Here is a 19,503-nt window from a genome sequence, read left to right as displayed (position 1 = left end):
ATTTGACGATCAGATGCCGCTTTTCACCGTGCTCCAGACCCGCGTGATGGCACGCATGTCCTTGGGGTCCTGGGTCTTTTGCGCAAACAGGCGCTCACGGGTCTCGTCATCGGGATAAATAGCGGGGTTGTTGCGCACATCGGCATCGAGCAAAGGCGTGGCGGCGGCGTTACTGTTGGCGTAGTGGATGTAGTCGGTGACGTCGGCCATGACCTGAGGCTTCATCAGGAAGTCGAGAAACTTGTGGGCGTTGGCCACGTGCGGGGCGTCGGCCGGGATGTACATGTTGTCGAACCAGATCAGCGAGCCTTCCTTGGGAATGAAGTAGGACAGGTTGATCTTCAACTTGGCTTCTTCGGCGCGAGCCATGGCGGTGGCGTAGTCGCCGGACCAGGTCATGGCCATGCAGGTGTCACCGTTGGGCAGGCTGGTCAGGTAGTTGACGGAGTCGAACTTGCGGATGTACGGGCGCACCGACAGCAGCAGTTCCTGCGCGGCCTTGAGGTCAGCCGGCGCAGCGCTGCGCGGATCGCGGCCCAGGTATTTGAGGGCCAGGGGGATGACTTCGGTCGGCGCATCCACCAGGGTCACGCCACAGTCGGCGAAGCGCGAGACGATCTTTGGATCGAAGATCATCGCCAGCGACCCGATGGGCGCGTCTGGCATACGTTCCTTGATCTTGTCGACGTTGTAGGTGATGCCGTTGCTGCCCCAGGTGTAGGGCGCGGAATAGAGATTGCCGGCGTCGAAGCCCTGCATGTCCTCAAGGACTTTGTGATCGAGGTTGGCCCAGCCTGGCAGCAGTTTTTTGTTCAGCGGCTGGAACACCTTGGCTTTGATCAGCGGTGGCGCGAGCGAGGCGTTGAGCACCACCAGGTCGTAACCGGAGTGGCCGGTGAGCAACTTGGCCTGCACGGTTTCATAGGCGTCGAAGGTGTCGTAGATGACTTTGATGCCAGTGGCTTTCTCGAATTCGGCCAGGGTGTTTTCGCCGATGTAATCCGCCCAGTTGTAGAGCCTGAGTGTTTTACTGTCGTCCACCTCGGCGGCCTGGCTGTTGTGGGTTGTTATCAGGGAAGCGAGAAACAAGCTGGAAATCACCGTGAGGGCCTTGCGCATAGCAAATTCACCTTATCAAGCGACGTCGGCTCGGGATGAGCAGGTGGATCTACTATTGGCCGGTTTGGCGAGGGGCGCCATACCCCGAATGGGGGTGTGCGTGGGGTTGTTCTTTTTTGGCTGGCCTGTGCGCTCTGGAATGGTGATCCCCCCTGTGGAAGCGGGCTTGCCCGCGATGGGCGGTATCGTGCCCCGCTTTTGATCTTGATCTTCTGTAGGAGCGAGCACGCTCGCGATGGTCGTTAACGATGACGCGGGCTGCCTGGAAGCCCGCGGTGTCTGGGCTACCATCGCGAGCAAGCTCGCTCCTACAGGGGATCGTGCTCGGCTTTTGATCTTGATCTTCTGTAGGAGCGAGCACGCTCGCGATGGTCGTTAACGATAACGCTGGCTACCTGGATGCCCGCGGTGTCTGGGCTACCATCGCGAGCAAGCTCGCTCCTACAGGGATCGTGCTCGGCTTTTGATCTTGATCTTCTGTAGGAGCGAGCACGCTCGCGATGGTCGTTAACGATAACGCGGGCTACCTGGATGCCCGCGGTGCCTGAGCCACCATCGCGAGCATGCTCGCTCCTACAGGGATCGTGCTCGGCTTTTGATCTTGATCTTCTGTAGGAGCGAGCTTGCTCGCGATGGTCGTTAACGATAACGCGGGCTGCCTGGATGCCCGCGGTGTCTGGGCTACCATCGCGAGCAAGCTCGCTCCTACAGGGGATCGTGCTCGGCTTTTGATCTTGATCTTCTGTAGGAGCGAGCACGCTCGCGATGGTCGTTAACGATGACGCGGGCTGCCTGGATGCCCGCGGTGTCTGGGCTACCATCGCGAGCATGCTCGCTCCTACAGGGGATCATGCTCGGCTTTTGATCTTGATCTTCTGTAGGAGCGAGCACGCTCGCGATGGTCGTTAACGATAACGCTGGCTACCTGGATGCCCGCGGTGTCTGGGCTACCATCGCGAGCAAGCTCGCTCCCACAGGTTTGCGCTTCAGGCAGGCAAAAAAAGACGCGCAACGAGTTGCGGCTCGTCCACGCGTCAAAACGGGAAGCTTCAGTACAGTTCTTTGTGTACGCGATGGTTGCTCGCCAGGTCGGCGACAAAGGTCTGTGCGTCTTCCTCGCCTAGATGACCGAAGGTCATCGCGATATTGACCAGCGCCGCGTCAATGGCTCGTTCCAGGTTGCTCTTGTTGCCGCACGCGTACAGGTGCGCGCCCTGGTTGAGCAAGGCCCATAGGTAGGCGCCGTGTTCGAGCATGGCGTCCTGCACGTAGTACCGTTGCTCGCTGTCCCTCGAGAAGGCGGTGATCAGCACATCGAGCACGCCGTCAGCCTGCCATTTTTCCAGGCGCGGTTGATAAAGGAAGTCCGAATCCCGGCGGCGGTCGCCGAAAATCAGGCAACTTTGCGCCGGGCTGTCCTGTTGCTCGATCTGTTCCAGCAAGGCAATCAGCGGCGCGATGCCCGTGCCGGTGCCGATCATGATCACCGGGTGCTCGACCTGCCGAGGCAGATGGAACGCCGGATTGCTGCGCACGAACACCTGCGCCTCGGGGTGCGGCCCGACCAGATGGCCGGTCGCCGTGCCAGTACGTGCACGGCCGGCCATGTCATAGGCGACCTCACGGATGCACAGGTCAACGTAACCGGCGTGATCATGGGAGGCGATCGAGTAAGCACGCGGCAGAACGTTGGGCAGCCACTCGACCAGATCCTCCACACTCACCTGCCCCGGCTCGCAGAAATCATTAAGCACATCGAGCATGTCCCGGCCATACAGGTAGGCTTCCAGCTCCTTGCGGGCGCTGACCTTGCGCAAACCCTTGAGCGTCTCGTGCTGGCTGACCTTGGCAATGTCGCGCAGCACCGACTTGCTCAACTGGCGCAGCTCTTTGTCCCGCAGCAGCGTGCGGGCGTCTTCACGGCCGAACCATTCGCCCATCTGCTCAAGCAACGGTTCATCGTTGTGCGCCAGCACGTAAAGGTTGTCGCCAGCACGGTACTTGATGCCGCTCCCTTCGATGTCCAGGCGCACTTGCCAGGCGTAAGGCGCCGTGCCGTTGAGCCGGGTCCGCGAGATCACCCGCGCTGGCCAGGTGTCGTTTTCGCCATAGGCGGTGACCTGCAACTGCAAGGTCGTGCCGGCACGCCAGTCACCCCTGAGCACTGCCTCGAGCGTGGCGCACCAGGTGTCGAAGAAGCCCTCGAAATCAGTGTCCGCGTCGACGCGGTTGATCCAGGGTTTCGCCTGCTTTTGCGCAAGCGTGGCGTCGATGAGTTTGCTGAAGCCACAGAAAGTCGGGTAAGCCGTGTCGCCCAGGCCGAAGATGGCGTAAGGCTGATCGATCAATGAGGCGAACTCGTTCAGTTGATCCATGAAGCAATCGGCATTGCCCGGCGGCTCGCCGTCACCGAAGGAGCTGCACACGATGAGCAGCAAGTCCCGCGGGGTCAGGCTGTCGAGTTTCAGCGAGTTGAGATCCTGCACGGCCAGTTCGTACGGCTGCAAGCAAGGCAGACGCAACAGACGTTGCGTCAACCCACGGGCGTTGCCGGACTCCGAGCCATAACCGATCACGATGCGTTCGATCAGAGCTGGCATGGCCACTTACCTGTCGTAGAATTCGTCGAAAGTTTCCTTGGAGAACTCCAGGCCTTCGAAGTCGCTCATCAGGTCGTTGATCACCCGGCGAATGCTGATGTATTCAACGATATTGCCCTGCGCGTCGAACACCGGCTGCACGGTGGTATCGACCACATAGAGGCCACCGCCCTTGCCCACGTTGGGGATCACGCCGGTCCAGATTTCGCCTTTCTTGATGGTGTCCCACATCTGCTTGTACGTGCTTTTAGGCACGGCAGGATGACGCACGACGCTGTGCGGCTGGCCCAGCAGTTCTTCGCTGGTGTAGCCGGTCAGCTTGCAGAACAGATCGTTGACGTAAGTGATGTTGCCCTGCAGGTCGGTGGTGGAGATCACCATGACGTTTTCCAGTGCGCTCAAGACTTTGGCGTTGATGGCTTGCATTGTGTTACCCCTCGATTGATTAAAAATGGCGGCGATGACTGAGAAAAAAGAGGATCCGACCCATGAGCGGATCCCAAAGGAGCTCGGGGATGAAACGCGCAGGTGTCGGGTTCAACTGTCCTGCGACTGCAGGCGCGAACCTTTGCGCGTCACTTGCTGGCCAACGTCGAACTTGGCGTTGGGCGAGCGAACGGTGCTGACTTCGCCCTTGGCGTCTTTCACTTCATAAGCGGTTTCGGTCAGGCCAGCCGCTTCCTGCACCGAGCTGCCGGCGAAGAAACCGGCACCGGCACCGATCAGCGCGCCAATCGGGCCGCCCACGGCGCCGACCATCAACCCGGTTACCACACCAGCACCTTTGCCAGCGGTGGTGTCGGGGACTTCGCGAACCACTTGGTCGGCCATGCTCAACGGGGAAAACAACAGGCAGAGGGTGAAGCTGAACGGGAGAGTACGAGTCATGATCAGTTCCTGCTCGGGTGGGAGTTACTCTAAGCATTCCACTAAACGTGCCAATATTTAATTACATAATTTTCAAATAGTTAGAATAAACAGGTGTCATTGTGACAACACTGAAAACAGGTCATTAGGACTACCGCGTTGTCTTTGTGACTAATTCTCATCCCGCCATTTCTCGACCGGACGAACCCAACTGACCACCGGCAGTAAAAATCAATTGCGAGCAAATATTACATACGTCATATTATCTGCGTAATAAAGCACCGTTCTTCACAGGTATTACTTCATGACCAGCATGCCCAGCCTCGAATCCGATCTTGCTGCCCCGGTGAGTCCACCTCGCCCGCCCCTGCTCAAGCGCCTGATCCTGCTGACGCTGGCCACCGCCGCCCTGGTGTTCGCAGGTTTCTTTGCCGTGCACTGGTGGACCGCCGGCCGCTTCATCGAAGAAACCGACGACGCCTACATCGGCGGTGACGTGACGGTGATCGGGCCAAAAGTCGCGGGCTACATCGACGAAGTGCTGGTCACCGACAATCAGAATGTCAAAGCCGGTGACGTGCTCATCCGCCTCGATTCACGCGACTACCGCGCCAATCTGGCCAAGGCCGAAGGCGCGGTTGCCGCTGAAGAAGCGCTGCTGGCCAACCTCGACGCCACGCAGCAACTGCAACAGGCAGTGATTGGCCAGGCCCGTGCCGGCATTGAGGCGGCCGGCGCCGAAACCGCTCGCTCGCGGGACGACAACCAGCGCTACAGAAAACTGGTGGGCAGCAATGCCGTTTCAGTGGAAAGCGCCCAGCGCGCCGACGCGACCTTCAAGACTGCCCAGGCCTTGAGCGCCAAGGCCCAGGCCGAATTGCTCGCCGCGCAACGCCAGTTGAACGTGATCGAAACGCAGAAACAGCAAGCCCGGGCGGCGCTGGTCCAGGCCCGCGCCGAGCGGAACCTGGCACAGCTCAACGTCGGCTATACCGAGCTGCGCGCACCGATCGACGGGGTGATCGGCAATCGCCGTGCGCGGGTCGGGGCTTATGCACAGGCCGGGTCGCAGCAGTTGTCGGTGGTCCCGTCGAGCGGGCTCTGGGTTGATGCGAACTTTAAGGAAGACCAGTTGGCCCACATGGTTCCCGGCCAGCGGGTGGTCATCCGCGCCGACGTGCTCTCCGGGCAGGCCTTCCACGGTCGACTCGACAGCCTCGCCCCCGCCAGCGGCTCGCAGTTCAGCGTGCTGCCGCCGGAAAACGCCACCGGCAACTTCACCAAGATCGTCCAGCGCGTGCCTGTGCGGATCCGCCTCGATCCGGCCGACAGCGTGCTCGGCCACCTGCGCCCCGGCCTCTCGGTGACCGCCGAGGTGGACACTCGCAAGGAACCTGAAAGTGCCGCCGTGGCCAGCGCGCCATGAGCCGCACCCTCGCCGCCCCCGCACAACCGTTCAATGCCGCCGACATGGCAACGGCGACCAAGGTATTCGCGTTCGCCACCATGTGCATCGGCATGTTCATTGCGCTGCTGGACATCCAGATCGTCTCGGCGTCGCTACGCGACATCGGCGGGGGGCTCTCGGCGGGCACCGATGAAACTGCCTGGGTGCAGACCAGTTACCTGATCGCCGAGATCATTGTGATCCCGCTGTCCGGGTGGCTGTCGCGAGTGTTCTCGACCCGCTGGCTGTTTTGCGCCTCCGCCGTGGGGTTCACCCTGGCCAGCCTGCTCTGCGGCGCGGCCTGGAACATCCAGAGCATGATTGCCTTTCGGGCGTTGCAGGGTTTTCTGGGCGGCTCGATGATCCCGCTGGTGTTCACCACGGCGTTCTTTTTCTTCACCGGTAAACAACGGGTCATCGCCGCCGCGACCATCGGCGCCGTGGCGTCATTGGCACCGACCCTGGGCCCGGTCATCGGCGGCTGGATCACGGACGTATCGTCGTGGCACTGGCTCTTCTATATAAACCTCGTGCCCGGCATCTTCGTCGCGGTGGCCGTGCCGATGCTGGTGAAAATCGACCAGCCGGAGCTTTCGCTGCTCAAGGGCGCCGACTATTTGAGCATGCTGTTTCTCGCGCTGTTTCTGGGTTGTCTGGAATACACCCTGGAGGAAGGCCCGCGCTGGAACTGGTTCAGCGACCGCACGATTCTGACCACGGCCTGGATCAGTGGCCTGGCGGGCCTGGCGTTCATTGGCCGGACCCTGCACGTGGCCAATCCGATCGTCGATTTGCGCGCCCTCAAAGACCGCAACTTCGCCCTTGGCTGCTTCTTTTCGTTTGTCACGGGGATTGGTCTGTTTGCCACCATCTACCTGACACCACTGTTTCTCGGTCGGGTGCGTGGCTATGGGGCGCTGGACATTGGACTGGCGGTTTTCTCCACCGGGGTGTTCCAGATCATGGCGATTCCGCTGTATGCCTTTCTGGCCAATCGCGTAGACCTGCGCTGGATCATGATGACCGGTCTTGGGCTGTTCGCCTTGTCGATGTGGGAATTCAGTCCGATCACCCATGACTGGGGTTCTGCCGAGTTGATGTTGCCGCAAGCCCTTCGCGGGATTGCCCAGCAACTGGCGGTGCCGCCCGCCGTCACCCTGACCCTGGGCGGGTTGGCGCCGGCACGGCTCAAGCACGCCTCGGGGCTGTTCAACCTGATGCGCAACCTGGGGGGTGCCATTGGCATCGCCGCCTGCGCGACGATCCTCAATGACCGCACCAACCTGCACTTCACCCGGCTGGCGGAAAACCTCAACAGCAGCAATGAGGCGCTGAACCAATGGCTGTCCCAGGTCGGCAACAATTTCGCCAACCTGGGCCTTGTCGGCGACACGGGCGCCACGGCCAGCCTGCATCAACTCTGGCAGTTGACCTACCGAGAAGCGCAAACGCAAACCTACGGTGACACCTTCCTGCTGATTGGCGCCTGCTTCCTCATTGCCACGGCGATGGTGCCCTTGATGCGCAAGGTGCAACCACCGCCCGCGCCCAGTGCCGACGGGCATTGATGGCCAGGGCAAGCTGCAAGCTCAACGCTTGCAGCTTAGCGTCACGCCTGAGGGGTTTTACGAAAGCCCACCGCCAGGCGATTCCAGCTGTTGATGGTGGAGATCGCCACGGTCAAGTCGACCATTTCCTTGGGACTGAACTGTGCGGCGACGTACTCGTAGACATCATCCGGCGCGTGGGTCTGGCTCAGCTCGGTCAGTGACTCGGTCCACGCCAGCGCAGCGCGTTCGCGGTCGGTGTAGAACGGGGCTTCACGCCAGGCGGTGACACCGAACAAACGACGCGTGGTTTCCCCGGCCTTAAGGGCATCGCTGGTGTGCATATCGATGCAGAACGCGCAGCCATTGATTTGCGAAGCACGCAGCTTGACCAACTCAATCAGGCTCTTTTCCAGTGGCAGCTTCGAAACGGCGCCCTCCAGGGCCATCATGGCTTTGAGTGCATCAGGGGAGGCAGTGTAGAAATCGATACGAGGTTTCATGGTGGGCTCCTGGGAGGTAGTGGGTGCAGCTACGTTAATCCCGCGGGCAGGCTGCGCAAATATCCAATACTCCCGAAGTCGAGGAGGCCATTGGCGCCTGCGAAAAAAATAAAGTCCATCGGCCAATTGCCAGCGGTCACCCTGCGCCACTAGAATGCGATCAATTCTTAATTGCAGTCAGGCCAGCACGCCCGAATCGAGTAGCCGCCTTCCATGCCGTCAACCGAGCACGCTTCGAACCAGCAAATTCACACCCTCTATAGCGAACATCACGGTTGGCTGCAGGGTTGGCTGCATCGGAAACTCGGTAATCGCTGCGATGCTGCCGACCTCGCCCACGATACTTTCCTGCGCCTGCTAACCCGCCAGGTCACCAAGCCACTGGGCAGTGAGCCCCGGGCACTACTGACGCACATCGCCAAAGGCCTGGTCATCGACCGTTGGCGACGCCAGGACCTTGAGCGCGCTTACCTGGAAACCATCGCCCAACTGCCTGCCGCCGAAGTGCCTTCACCGGAAACCCGCCTGCTGATCCTCGAAACCCTGACGCGGATCGAAGCGCTGCTGCGCGAGCTGCCGGCGGTCACCCGCGACACCTTCCTGTTGTCGCAGATCGAAGGCCTGACCTACGTGCAGATCGCTGAGCGCCTGGACGTGTCGCTGATCACCGTCAAACGGCACATGCGCGCCGCCTTCGTTGCCTGCCTGAGTGTCGCCTGATGAACCCGATGATCAACCCGCAAATCCTCGGCGAAGCGGCCGACTGGCTGGTGCAGTTGCACTCTGGCAGCGCCACGCCGTCCGACCACCACGCCATCGCCCAATGGCGCAACCGCAGTGCAGAGCATGCCCAGGCATGGCAGCGTGCTGAAGCCTTGCTCGGGGAATTTCGCAGCGTACCGCCCAACCTGGCCCTGCAAACCCTGCAACGGGCGGCACGCAAGGAAGGCCTCAGCCGTCGGCAGACGCTCGCGCGCCTGGGTCTGTTGCTGATGGCAGGTCCCGTGGGCATCGCCGCGCAACATGTGCCCTGGGAGCAATGGAACCCGGATCAGCGCACGGCCGTGGGCGAACAGAAACAAGTGCAATTGCCGGACGGCAGCCAGTTGCTGCTCAACACCCATTCGTCCGTGAATATCGCCTTCACCCCCCAGGAGCGGCGCATCACGCTGCTGGGCGGCGAGGTGCTGATCAGCACCGCCAGGGACGCGGCCGCCCGCCCCTTCATCGTCGAAACCCCGCAAGCCATTGCCCGGGCGCTGGGCACCCGGTTTTGCGTGCGTACCCACGACTCGCGAAGCCAGGTGTCCGTACTTGACGGCCAGGTGGAGGTCACGCCGCTGTCGTTGTCACAGAGTTCGACCCTCAACGCCGGTGAGCGCCAGGCCTTCCGGTCCGACCGCTTCGACCCGGTGGAACGCTTCGACACCAGCGCCCTGGCCTGGGACAAGGGCATGTTGCTGGCCAACAACATGCGCCTGGATGAATTGCTCACTGAGCTGAGCCGCTACCGTCCCGGCATCCTGCGGTGTCATGCCGATGTCGCCGGGTTGCGGGTGTCGGGAGCGTTTTCCCTGCGTGACACCGACGCCAGCCTGCGCCTGCTCAGCGACACGCTGCCGCTGAAAGTCAGCAGCCTGACCCGCTACTGGATGTCGGTCGAACCCCGGGCCTGAGTGGCCTTCTTTTTTTTCACTGCCTCCTGATACCTTTTTGCGTTTCGTTCGGTGTGTGGATAGACCTTTTCAATTCCACGCGCTCGACAGGAACGCCGAATGACTTCCACGCTACAGCACTGCCCCGCCGAATTCCCGCTCAAGGCCCTGAGTCTGAGCGTCGCACTGGCCTTTACCGCGTTGTTGCCCGTCACCAGCCAGGCCGCCGACAGCGTCAGCGAAAATGCCACCCGCAGTGTCAATATCGCACCGGGCCTGCTCAGCCAGACCCTGGCGCAATTTGCCGTAGCGGTCGGCGTTCCCTTGTCGTTCGATCCGGCACAACTGGGTAACCGCCAGAGTGCCGGTCTGCAGGGGACTTACAGCGCCCAATCGGGTTTCGCGACATTGCTCGAAGGCAGCGGCTTTGAATTGATCAGCACCGGCGGCAACGGTTACACGGTAGCGCCGCGCGTGTCAGCCGACGGCGCCCTGGAACTGGGCGCCACCAACGTAAACGCTGTGCGCGATGACAACGCCGACACCTACGGCGGCGGCCAGGTGGCCAAAGTGGCGCAGGTCGGTATATTCGGCAATCAGGCGCTGAAGGACTTGCCTTTCAGCGTCACCAGCTACACCGCCAAGACCATCGCCGACCAACAGGCCCAGACCATCGGCGACGTGTTGCTCAATGATGCCTCAGTGCGCCAGTCCTCCGGCTTCGGCAACTTTTCACAGGTGTTCATGATTCGCGGCTTGCCGCTGGTGTCCGACGATATTTCCTACAACGGCCTGTACGGTATCCTGCCGAGACAAATCGTTGCGGTTGAAGCCTTGGAGCGGGTCGACCTGTTCAAGGGTCCGAACGCCTTTGTCAACGGCGTCACCCCCAGCGGCAGCGGGATTGGCGGTGGCGTCAACCTGCAACCCAAGCGCGCCAACGATGTACCGACCCGCAGCGTAACCCTCGATTACAGCGCCGATGGCCAGGTCGGCGGGCATCTGGACCTGGGCCAGCGCTTTGGCGAAGACAACCGTTTCGGTGCGCGGGTCAACCTGATGCAACGCGAAGGTGACACCGCCGTCGATGACGAAGACCGGCGCTCGTCGCTGATCAGTGTCGGCCTGGACTATCGCGGCGATCGCCTGCGGCTTTCGGCGGACCTGGGTTACCAGAAACAGGTGATCAACCAGGGCCGTTCGGTGATCTATGTCGACTCGTCCCTGAGCAAGGCCCCCAAGGTGCCTCACGCCAACGCCAGTTACGCGCAGAGCTGGAGCTACTCGCAGCTGGAAGACACCTTCGGCATGGCCCGCGCCGAGTACGACCTCAATGACAACTGGACGGCCTATGTCTCCGGTGGCGCCAAGCACACCCGGGAAAACGGCGTGTATTCGTCGCTGACCGTGACCAACCTCAACGGTGCAGCCAAGGGCGGCATGCTCTACCCGCCCCACGACGAAGACAACAAAAGCCTGATGACCGGCCTCAATGGCCACTTCAACACCGGCCCCGTCAGCCACCAGATGAACTTCGGCCTGGCGGGCATCTGGGGCCAGCAGCGCTCGGCGTTCGAGACCATCGGCGCCGCCTCGCGGTACGACACCAACCTCTATGATGTCACCGACAAACCTCGCCCGGCGGCCACCTCGGTTGCCAGCGACATTTCCGATCCGCGCATCGTCGGCAAGAACACCCTGCGCAGCGCTGCGGTGTCCGACACCCTGGGCTTTCTCGACGATCGCGTGTTGCTGACACTGGGCGTGCGCCGCCAGGCCATGAAAATCGACGGTTGGGCCACCGCCAGCGGCCTGCGCACTTCCAGCTACGAAGAGTCGATCACTACCCCGGTCTACGGCCTGGTGATCAAGCCTTGGGAGCACGTTTCGTTCTACGCCAACCGCATCGAAGGCCTGGCCAAGGGCCCGACACCACCGACCACCGCCATCAACCGCGACGAAACCTTCGCCCCGGTACGCAGCAAGCAGGTCGAAGCCGGTGTGCGCCTGGACATGGACAGCTACGGCGCCAGCCTGGGTGTGTACCGCATCGAACAGCCGGCGAGCTACACCCAGAGCGGCATCTTCCGGGTCGACGGTGAACAGGTGAACAAGGGGGTGGAACTCAACCTCTACGGCGAACCCCTCGATGGCTTGCGCCTGCTCAGCGGTGCCACCCTGATGAAAACCGAAATCGAAGGCAGTGCCAACGGCGTCAATGACGGCAACCGCGCGGTCGGCGTGCCACGCTTCCAGTTCAACGTTGGCGCCGACTGGGACGTGCCTGGCATCGAAGGTGCAGCGCTCAGCGCACGGATGTTGCGCACTGGCGGGCAATATCTGAACGCCGCCAATACCCAGAGCATCCCGGCGTGGAACCGCTTTGATGTCGGCTCGCGATATGCGTTCAAGTTCGACGACAAGGAAATCACCTTGCGCGCCAACCTGGAGAACGTTGCGAACAAGGCCTACTGGGCCTCGGCCTATGGGGGTTACCTGACACAGGGCACGCCGCGGACGCTGAAGGTGTCGGCGACGGTGGATTTTTGAACTGACATCGGGTGGATGCCATCGCGAGCAGGCTCGCTCCCACAAGAATCTTCGGCGTTCTTATTGTAGGAGCTGGCTTGCCAGCGATCCGCGCAGCCGCCATCAATGCTCAAGCCCGGTTACGCAACCACTGCAAAAACCCCTTCTTCACCGCCACCTTCGGCACTTCTTCGGTCAACGTCTGCGCCCGATGCAAGCGGTAATCGAGCAACGCCTTCATTGCCTCGCCAATGTCGTGCCGTGCCTCGAGACAGGGCTTGAGGTAATCCTTCTCGATCCGGTACAGACTGCAAGCGGTCTTGGCGCTGAATTCGGCCGGCAGCGAAGTGTCCGACAGAATGCCGCCTTCACCGATCACCTCGCCCGGTCCCATGCGCCCGGATTCAAACTTGACCCCGGCGCGGGCCAGCGTGACCGTCACGACACCGGACTCGATGATAAACAAATGATCGCTGACCTCCCCGGCTGGCAGGATCGTTTCCCCGGCACGAAAGGTCTGCAGGGCCATGTGCTGGCTGAAGGTTTCCTTTTCCTCCTGGCGCAGGGTGGAGAAAATCGCCGAGCTTTCCAGCAACGCCCGTGGTCGTGAGAGGCCGGCCGACGTGTTTGGCTCCACGCTCGACAGCAGGCTGACGCCCGAAGCCTGCAAGTGGCGGAACGCAAGGTCGAAGAGCAGGTTGCGCACCATGCGCTTCTGATCCATCGAAACCACGAAGCCGCTGATTTCATATTCCACGCCGGTAGCGCTCGATCCCTTGAGCGCAACGCTCGGAGCGGGTTTGCTCAACAGATGCCGGCAGCCCTCGACCGCACGTTCCAGCGCATCGATCACCGTTTGCGGACGCGCGTGGGGGCTCAGTTGCAAACTGATCGACACGCCAAAGATGTCGCTGGGACGGCTGAAGTTGACGATCTTGGCCTTGGCCGCCAGCGAGTTGGGGATCACCGCCATGCTGCCCTGGGATGTTTGCAGGCGCGTGGCCCGCCAGTCGATATCGGTGACCCGGCCTTCGGTGCCGTCGATGGAGATCCAGTCATCGAGTTGATAGGGTTTGGTGGTGTTGAGCACAATGCCCGAAAACACGTCGCTGAGCGTACTTTGCAAGGCCAGGCCGACGATGATCGCCAACGCACCGGACGTGGCCAGTACGCCCTTGACCGGCAGGTCGAGCACGTAGGCCAGCGCGGCAATGATCGCAATCAGGAAAATCACCGCACCGAGCAAATCCTGAAGCAGGCGCCCGGTGTGCCCGACCCGCTGCATCATCCCCGCGCCGATCAGTACTGTCAGTGTGCGCGCGCCGAACAGCCACCAGCCAATCTGCAAGCCGGTGGCCGCCAGGTGCAACGGGACATTATCGGCCCACGGCGCCGGCTCCAGCGGGTTCAAGCCTTCGTTGAACAGCAGAATGCTGAACAGCGAAAAAATCAGCAGGCGCACCAACAGTTTCCAGTTGCTGCCATTGGCGCTGATCAGGCGCCACAACCCCAGGTCGATCAGGATCAGGATCAGCGCACAGATCAGCGGGTGATTGGTAAGCAGTGACAGCATCGAACGGCTCCTGCCGGATACGGATGGCCACAGTGTAGGAGCAATCACAGGTCCTGGAGCAATACAAAAATGCGGGTTTGTGCAGCGCTCGGCAACCGTGCCTCAACCGCCCATCCGCCCGAAGCGCCCCGACTGGAAATCCGCGAACGCCTGGTGAATTTCCTGCTCGCTGTTCATGACGAACGGACCGTGGCCGACGATGGGCTCGTCGATCGGTTCACCGCTGAGCAACAACACCACGGCATCATCGTTGGCTTCCAGGCTCAGTTGCTTGCCGTCACGCTCGAACAACGCCAATTGCCCCTGGCGCACCAGCGCCTCGCCGTTGACCTCCACCGTGCCGCGCAACACCACCAGCGCCGTGTTGCGCCCCTCGTGCAGATCGAGGGTCAGCAACTGGCCACCCTTGAGGCGCAGGTCCCAGACGTCCACCGGGGTGAACGTGCGCGCCGGACCGGTGTGGCCGTCGAACTCACCGGCGATCAGGCGCAGGCTGCCGGCCCCGTCCTTGAGCGGGATGCTCGGAATGTCGGCGTCGAGAATCGTCTGGTAACCCGGATCGGCCATCTTGTCTTTGGCCGGCAGGTTGACCCACAACTGCACCATCTCCAGGTTGCCACCGGTTTGGGCGAAGCTATCAGAGTGGAACTCTTCATGGAGAATCCCTGAGGCAGCGGTCATCCATTGCACGTCTCCCGGGCCGATCGTGCCGCCGCTGCCCGTGGAGTCTCGGTGCTGCACTTCGCCCTCATAGACGATGGTCACCGTTTCAAAACCGCGATGCGGGTGCTGGCCGACGCCACGTCGCTCGGTGGTGGGCGAGAATTGCGCCGGGCCGGCGTGGTCCAGCAATAAGAACGGGCTGATATGTTCAGCCAGGTTGTCGTAGGAAAACAGCGTACGCACTGGGAAGCCGTCGCCGACCCAATGGGTTCGCGGGCTGGTGTAGATGCCAATGATATTTTTCATGCTTTCTCCAATTCTGTAGCTTGACCCATGGATAAAGCTTAAAACTCAAACCAATGATGCGCTAGACGGCGAAAACAGGCTTCATCGTTCTACTGGGAGAACAGTGGTAAAGGAGCAGGCCCCGCGAATTCTGCGTATTAAACATTCGTCGAGACTTGCTTGGCTCCCAAAGGCATCGCGTCGAACGGGGATTGATCATCAACCTTGGGCGAGACGATGTTCCAGGTATGTCATGGCCTGCTGCAACTGATCGACGGCCCCATCGATTTGCGACTCACGACCATCGCCGCAGGCACGCTCCAGCGCCTCGCAGCACTCGATCAGGGTCTGCGCCCGGACCATCAACGCCCCACCCTTGATGCGGTGCGCCAGCGCACTCAAGGCCGACTCGTCATGCGCGGCATGCGCCTTGAGCAGTTCCTCCCGGTCAGTGCGGTTGCTCAGCACCAGGTCGCGCAGCAACTGTTCGATCAGCTCATGATCCTCACCGACATAGTGCTGCAGACCGCTCAAGTCTATTTCGGAACAAGCGCCTGGCGACTCGATGCTCGCCCCCCTGGGCTCCGCACTGAATCTGGCGGCCAGCCAGGCGGCCAGGTCCGCCAGGCGAATCGGTTTGAACAGGCAGTCGTCCATCCCCGCCTCGATGCAACGCGCCTTTTCACTGGGCTGCGCGTTAGCGGTGAACCCCAGGATCAGGGTGCGTGGCAATCCTTGCTCACGCTCCTTTTCGCGGATCGCTGCTGTCATCTCATAGCCGCTGAGCACCGGCATGTTGCAGTCGGTGATCAGCACATCGAAGGCTGCCTGGCTCCACTTCTCGAAGCCTTGCCGACCCTCTTCAGCCGCCGTGACACGATGCCCCAGATAATTCAGCTGGCGGGTCATCAACAACCGGTTGGCCGGGTAATCGTCGACCACCAGGATCGTCAACGCACGTGTCTGTACTGGCGCCGACGGCTCGGGTGACTGGCTGTTGGCAACAGGTTTCAACAGCGGCAGTTCGAGGCTGATATCGATCCGCGTCCCCCGGCCCATTTCACTGTCGAGTTGCAGCCGGCCACCCATCATTTCGCACAGGGTTCGGCTGATCACCAACCCCAGGCCTGAGCCCTGCTGACCGGACTGCGGGGTATTGCTGGCCTGGACGAAGGGGCTGAACAGTCGCTGTTGATCAGCCGCACTGATACCGATACCGGTGTCTTCGATGCACAGGCTAATCGCCAGATAGCCCGAGCTCTCAGGTTCGACCTGCAAGAGCAGGCTCACTTCACCCCGGCGGGTAAACTTGATCGCGTTGCTCAGCAAGTTGGACAGCACCTGCTTGAAGCGCGTGGGGTCGATCAGTACGTCGCAGGCGCTTTGCTCGTCCAGTTCGACACGCCACTCCAGGTTTTTCTGGCGCGCCAGCCCCTCGAACACCCGGCACACCGATGCCACCAGCGCGCGCAGGTTGGTCCGTTCCGGCGTCAGGGACAAATGCCCGGACTCGATACGCGCGATGTCCAGGATGTCACCGATCAACGCCAGCAACTGTTGCCCGGCATTGGACGCCACTTCGATGGCGCCACGGTCGGTGATGCCGTCGTCGGCACGCTTGAGCGCCAGTTCGAGCATACCCAGCAGCGCGTTCATCGGCGTACGGATTTCATGGCTCATGGTTGCCAGGAAGGTGGTCTTGGCCCGATTGGCGTCGTCCGCCGCTTCCTTGGCTTCCTGCAATTGACTGAGCAATTGCTGGCGCATGCGAATCTGGCGACGCTGCCAGGCGATCCAGGCTAGCGCCAGTAACAGCAAGACGCCAACACCGGCAAAGGCCTGGAGGATGTTCAAGCGGTGACGCAACCAGAAGCTCTGCTCGACCATCAGGTCGTTGCGCCAGTACCCAGTCATTTCATCGATCTCTTCCGGGGCGATGCTGAGCAGGGCCTTGTCCAGGATCGAATGCAACTCCACCGCATCGCGGCCGGTGGCCAGCGTGGCGCGGGCCGGATCTGTGCCGACCGTGCTGGTCACTTGCAATCGGTCCCGGTACTGGCGGGAAATCATGATCCGTGCGCTGATCAGCGAATTGATCGCGCCGTCTGTCTTGCCCTGCGCGACCATTTCCATGCCGTCCGCGGTCAAGGGAGCATTGACCAGCTCGACCTGTGCAAAGTGCTGGCGAACGAACTCGCCGGCACTGTTGCCCTGGGTCACCGCCAGCCGCTTGCCCGCCATCTCATCCAGCGTCCGGGGGCCGTCTGGTCCTATGCGAGTCACCAGCACATTCGGGCTCGTAAGGAAGGGTCGGGTGAAGCGCAGATCGGCTTCGCGCTCGATGCTGGGGCTTGCCCCCGCCACGATGTCGATCTGTCCGGTCTTGATCTGATCGAGCATTTCAGCGATTGAACTGGCGGGCTGGAGGTCAAACTTCAACCCGGTACGCAAACTGATTTTACCCAGCACATCAATACTGATGCCGCGGTACTTGCCCTCACTGTCGATAAATGAAATCGGCATCATGTTTTCGTTGATCGCCACTTTCACATGGGGATGCTGCTTGATCCAACGTTGCTCCGCCATGCTCAATTGCAACGGTTGGGTGCCGGCAATGGACGCACCGCTGGCCCCCCACCGCCGCAGGATATTGATGCGTTCATTGGTCGGAACCGCCGCCAGCGCCTGGTTCACGATGCGTTTGAGTTGCACGCTGTCACTGGCCATCGCGAACGCGAAGCGCCCCGATTCCATGGGGGAAAAGTCCGCCAGCTGCACGTTGTTCAGGTAATTCTTGCTGATCAGGTGATGGGCGCTGATGGCGTCGCCAATAAACACGTCCGCCTGGCCGAAGGCTACGGCACCCACGGCTCCCAGCGTCGAAGGAAAGAGTTGCACATCGGCCTTGGGATAAAACGCTCGCACCTGTTGTTCGGGCAGGTAGTGGTACAACATTGCCAGGCGTTTGCCGGCCAGGTCCGGGTCCAGGGGAAGCGTCGCGTCGGTGCGGGTCACCAGTACGGGTTGATCGTCGGCGTAAGCGCTCGATTTGCTTAACGTCGGGTCCTGGGTCTCATAACGATTGGCCGTTCCCAGAAGATCGACCGTCCCTTGCTTGATGGCCTGTACCGCATCGTCGCGAGAGGCGTAGCGCTGGACCACGATGTCCACGTGCAGAAGTTGCTGGAGCAAGCCGGCGTAGTCCGCCGTCAAGCCTTCGTAGTCGGAACCGGTGGTGGTGATGTCGAAGGGGGGGTAATCGGGCGCGGTGACGGCCAGTACCAGTCGGCCTTTCTGTTGCAACCAGCGTGAATCGGCCTCCGAGAGCTTGATGTCATGGCCATCGACGCTCGAGCGCCCCAGCAGCGTGAGGACCTGTGGCTGCGCACCCACGCCGACCGCCCAAAGGCCGCTCGCCAGGAAGAAGACGATCGAACAACCGTATCGGCGTAATGTGTTCATTCAGATCAGATGATTGCGTTTGGCGAAATCCCTCAGGTGAACCTTGGATTCCACATTGAGTTTTTCCACCACGCGGGTCTTGTAGGTGCTGACCGTCTTGTGGCTCAGGTTCATGAGTTCGGCGATGTCCTTGTTGCCCTTGCCCCTCGCCAGATGCTGGAAGATCGTCAACTCACGATCCGACAGTTTGTCGATCATCTCCTTTTCGCTGCGTTCCAGCGCGCTCATCGAAACCGAGCTGGACCGTAGCTGGATAAAATAGGAATACCCGGCCCGGACCGCATGGATAGCCTTGTGCAGATGTTGCAGGTCGTTGGTCTTGGACACATACGCCACGGCACCGGCACGCATGCAACGCTCCTGGTAATAGTCCGCATCCTGGCCGGTGAAGACAATGACCCGACACCGTACGTCGCTGGCCTGGATCCTGCCCAGCACACCCAGCCCGTCGAGACCGGGGATATCCAGATCCAGCACCACCACCTCCGGTTTGTGCTCCCGTATCGCCGGCACCACCTCGTTGCCGCTGGATACCTCGATGATCCGGCTGAATCCCTCCTGTTTGAGCAGGATCCTGACTGCAGCGCGAACCACCGGATGATCGTCCGCTATCACGACTGAACTCATGGCAACTCCCTGTGCAAATACACAACCTTTGGACAAAAAATCTCCAAGGTAGACCCCGAATTAGACGCAGTGCTGCGCGAAGACTCTTGCATGTCTCGAAGCGCAGGACTAGCTGACAGAAATGACAGTGCCGACGAGCGGTTGCCTCGACTCAATAACGGCCATTGATCGCTCAATGAACGGCAGTTCAGGCATCGCAGACCCGATGACGTGAATTTTTTGCTGTCCGCGAGCGGATACAGGCGGTGACTGAGGGGCGTCGTCGCCATAGATCAAAGCGTGATGAACCTGTGGATGATCGAGGAAGAAGTCGAACAGGTTCAGCTCGCCCCGGGCCATCGAGGCGTTGATGACCACAAGGTCGAAGGGCACGCTCCCGTAATCGACCAGGGTCAGCAACTCCGCCAGACTGTGCACAGGCACCACCCGGTAATAACCGAGCTGGTTGAAGAGGCGCTCGATTCGCATGCGTTGAAAATGTTGCTCGTCGGCAATCAGGATACGTAACGCTTTGTTCGACAACCGGGACCACCAGAAGAAGTTCAGTTCGGAAGGCTGCAAGACTACGGAAGAGACATAGAGCTTTCTGTAGGACTATTCCGAAATTCCCGGTATCTAATCGGCTA

At 61.0% G+C, this 19,503-nt stretch carries 15 protein-coding genes; 5 read left to right on the top strand and 10 right to left on the bottom strand.

The genetic code is table 11. The annotated features are described in order from the left end of the window. Positions 1–9 precede the first annotated feature (9 nt). From AB4N64_RS04415 to AB4N64_RS04400, 4 genes are all read right to left on the bottom strand, one after another. On the bottom strand, positions 10–1,119 hold the full coding sequence (locus AB4N64_RS04415) for a polyamine ABC transporter substrate-binding protein (RefSeq protein ID WP_460122306.1): 1,110 nt from the start codon (positions 1,117–1,119) through the stop codon (positions 10–12). Between the two features lie 1,049 nt (positions 1,120–2,168). Beyond that, positions 2,169–3,719: a diflavin oxidoreductase gene (locus AB4N64_RS04410; protein WP_460122304.1), complete on the bottom strand. Its 1,551-nt coding sequence runs from the start codon at positions 3,717–3,719 to the stop codon at positions 2,169–2,171. 6 nt (positions 3,720–3,725) lie between these two features. Beyond that, positions 3,726–4,145 (bottom strand): PAS domain-containing protein, encoded by a 420-nt coding sequence (locus tag AB4N64_RS04405; protein WP_460122302.1) that lies wholly within the window; start codon positions 4,143–4,145, stop codon positions 3,726–3,728. Between the two features lie 111 nt (positions 4,146–4,256). Beyond that, positions 4,257–4,607, bottom strand: a complete 351-nt coding sequence (locus AB4N64_RS04400) for a hypothetical protein (protein ID WP_460122300.1) — start codon at positions 4,605–4,607, stop codon at positions 4,257–4,259. Between the two features lie 283 nt (positions 4,608–4,890). Between AB4N64_RS04400 and AB4N64_RS04395 the strand changes: the two genes are divergently transcribed. Together AB4N64_RS04395 and AB4N64_RS04390 are read left to right on the top strand one after the other, a co-directional pair. Continuing rightward, positions 4,891–6,012 carry an HlyD family secretion protein gene (locus tag AB4N64_RS04395; RefSeq protein WP_460122298.1) on the top strand — a complete coding sequence of 374 codons (1,122 nt, stop codon included), beginning with the start codon at positions 4,891–4,893 and terminating at the stop codon, positions 6,010–6,012. Beyond that, on the top strand, positions 6,009–7,601 hold the full coding sequence (locus AB4N64_RS04390; protein ID WP_460122296.1) for a DHA2 family efflux MFS transporter permease subunit: 1,593 nt from the start codon (positions 6,009–6,011) through the stop codon (positions 7,599–7,601). The genes AB4N64_RS04395 and AB4N64_RS04390 overlap by 4 nt, the downstream gene beginning before the upstream one ends. A 41-nt stretch (positions 7,602–7,642) precedes the next feature. Here the strand turns inward: AB4N64_RS04390 and AB4N64_RS04385 are convergent, their stop codons facing one another. After that, positions 7,643–8,083, bottom strand: coding sequence for a carboxymuconolactone decarboxylase family protein (locus tag AB4N64_RS04385; RefSeq protein WP_460122294.1), 441 nt, complete (start codon positions 8,081–8,083; stop codon positions 7,643–7,645). 213 nt (positions 8,084–8,296) lie between these two features. Here AB4N64_RS04385 and AB4N64_RS04380 point away from each other — a divergent pair, with 213 nt between their 5' ends. The 3 genes from AB4N64_RS04380 to AB4N64_RS04370 all read left to right on the top strand — a co-directional run bounded on the left by AB4N64_RS04380 (position 8,297) and on the right by AB4N64_RS04370 (position 12,288). Continuing rightward, a complete protein-coding gene (locus AB4N64_RS04380) occupies positions 8,297–8,803 on the top strand; it encodes a sigma-70 family RNA polymerase sigma factor (RefSeq protein WP_460122292.1) in 507 nt (168 codons plus the stop codon). Beyond that, positions 8,803–9,759: a FecR domain-containing protein gene (locus AB4N64_RS04375; RefSeq protein ID WP_460122290.1), complete on the top strand. Its 957-nt coding sequence runs from the start codon at positions 8,803–8,805 to the stop codon at positions 9,757–9,759. The genes AB4N64_RS04380 and AB4N64_RS04375 overlap by 1 nt, the downstream gene beginning before the upstream one ends. Positions 9,760–9,858: 99 nt before the next feature. Next, positions 9,859–12,288 carry a TonB-dependent siderophore receptor gene (locus AB4N64_RS04370; RefSeq protein WP_460122289.1) on the top strand — a complete coding sequence of 810 codons (2,430 nt, stop codon included), beginning with the start codon at positions 9,859–9,861 and terminating at the stop codon, positions 12,286–12,288. 109 nt (positions 12,289–12,397) lie between these two features. Here AB4N64_RS04370 and AB4N64_RS04365 read toward each other — a convergent pair whose 3' ends face one another. From AB4N64_RS04365 to AB4N64_RS04345, 5 genes are all read right to left on the bottom strand, one after another. Next, positions 12,398–13,840 carry a mechanosensitive ion channel domain-containing protein gene (locus AB4N64_RS04365; protein WP_460122287.1) on the bottom strand — a complete coding sequence of 481 codons (1,443 nt, stop codon included), beginning with the start codon at positions 13,838–13,840 and terminating at the stop codon, positions 12,398–12,400. A 102-nt stretch (positions 13,841–13,942) separates the two neighbouring features. Beyond that, positions 13,943–14,809 carry a pirin family protein gene (locus tag AB4N64_RS04360; protein WP_460122285.1) on the bottom strand — a complete coding sequence of 289 codons (867 nt, stop codon included), beginning with the start codon at positions 14,807–14,809 and terminating at the stop codon, positions 13,943–13,945. 198 nt (positions 14,810–15,007) lie between these two features. After that, positions 15,008–18,250 carry a transporter substrate-binding domain-containing protein gene (locus tag AB4N64_RS04355; protein WP_460122283.1) on the bottom strand — a complete coding sequence of 1,081 codons (3,243 nt, stop codon included), beginning with the start codon at positions 18,248–18,250 and terminating at the stop codon, positions 15,008–15,010. Next, complete coding sequence (locus AB4N64_RS04350; protein WP_460122281.1) at positions 18,251–18,877, bottom strand: response regulator; 627 nt, start codon at positions 18,875–18,877, stop codon at positions 18,251–18,253. It abuts the gene before it with no gap. Between the two features lie 108 nt (positions 18,878–18,985). Beyond that, positions 18,986–19,399, bottom strand: a complete 414-nt coding sequence (locus tag AB4N64_RS04345) for a response regulator (RefSeq protein ID WP_460122279.1) — start codon at positions 19,397–19,399, stop codon at positions 18,986–18,988. Positions 19,400–19,503: the final 104 nt, after the last annotated feature.

Source organism: Pseudomonas sp. S2_C03 (assembly GCF_054668405.1).
Note: the sequence above shows the minus strand (reverse complement) of the source record. Positions and strands in the feature narration are given on the sequence as shown.

Bases quoted from the DNA above. Each gene is read 5' to 3' on its own strand.
- AB4N64_RS04395 (WP_460122298.1), top strand. From the start codon at position 4,891: ATGACCAGCATGCCCAGCCTCGAATCCGATCTTGCTGCCCCGGTGAGT.
- AB4N64_RS04350 (WP_460122281.1), bottom strand. From the start codon at position 18,877: ATGAGTTCAGTCGTGATAGCGGACGATCATCCGGTGGTTCGCGCTGCA.
- AB4N64_RS04375 (WP_460122290.1), top strand. From the start codon at position 8,803: ATGAACCCGATGATCAACCCGCAAATCCTCGGCGAAGCGGCCGACTGG.
- AB4N64_RS04365 (WP_460122287.1), bottom strand. From the start codon at position 13,840: ATGCTGTCACTGCTTACCAATCACCCGCTGATCTGTGCGCTGATCCTG.
- AB4N64_RS04415 (WP_460122306.1), bottom strand. From the start codon at position 1,119: ATGCGCAAGGCCCTCACGGTGATTTCCAGCTTGTTTCTCGCTTCCCTG.
- AB4N64_RS04400 (WP_460122300.1), bottom strand. From the start codon at position 4,607: ATGACTCGTACTCTCCCGTTCAGCTTCACCCTCTGCCTGTTGTTTTCC.
- AB4N64_RS04370 (WP_460122289.1), top strand. From the start codon at position 9,859: ATGACTTCCACGCTACAGCACTGCCCCGCCGAATTCCCGCTCAAGGCC.
- AB4N64_RS04380 (WP_460122292.1), top strand. From the start codon at position 8,297: ATGCCGTCAACCGAGCACGCTTCGAACCAGCAAATTCACACCCTCTAT.
- AB4N64_RS04410 (WP_460122304.1), bottom strand. From the start codon at position 3,719: ATGCCAGCTCTGATCGAACGCATCGTGATCGGTTATGGCTCGGAGTCC.
- AB4N64_RS04390 (WP_460122296.1), top strand. From the start codon at position 6,009: ATGAGCCGCACCCTCGCCGCCCCCGCACAACCGTTCAATGCCGCCGAC.
- AB4N64_RS04385 (WP_460122294.1), bottom strand. From the start codon at position 8,083: ATGAAACCTCGTATCGATTTCTACACTGCCTCCCCTGATGCACTCAAA.
- AB4N64_RS04360 (WP_460122285.1), bottom strand. From the start codon at position 14,809: ATGAAAAATATCATTGGCATCTACACCAGCCCGCGAACCCATTGGGTC.
- AB4N64_RS04405 (WP_460122302.1), bottom strand. From the start codon at position 4,145: ATGCAAGCCATCAACGCCAAAGTCTTGAGCGCACTGGAAAACGTCATG.
- AB4N64_RS04355 (WP_460122283.1), bottom strand. From the start codon at position 18,250: ATGAACACATTACGCCGATACGGTTGTTCGATCGTCTTCTTCCTGGCG.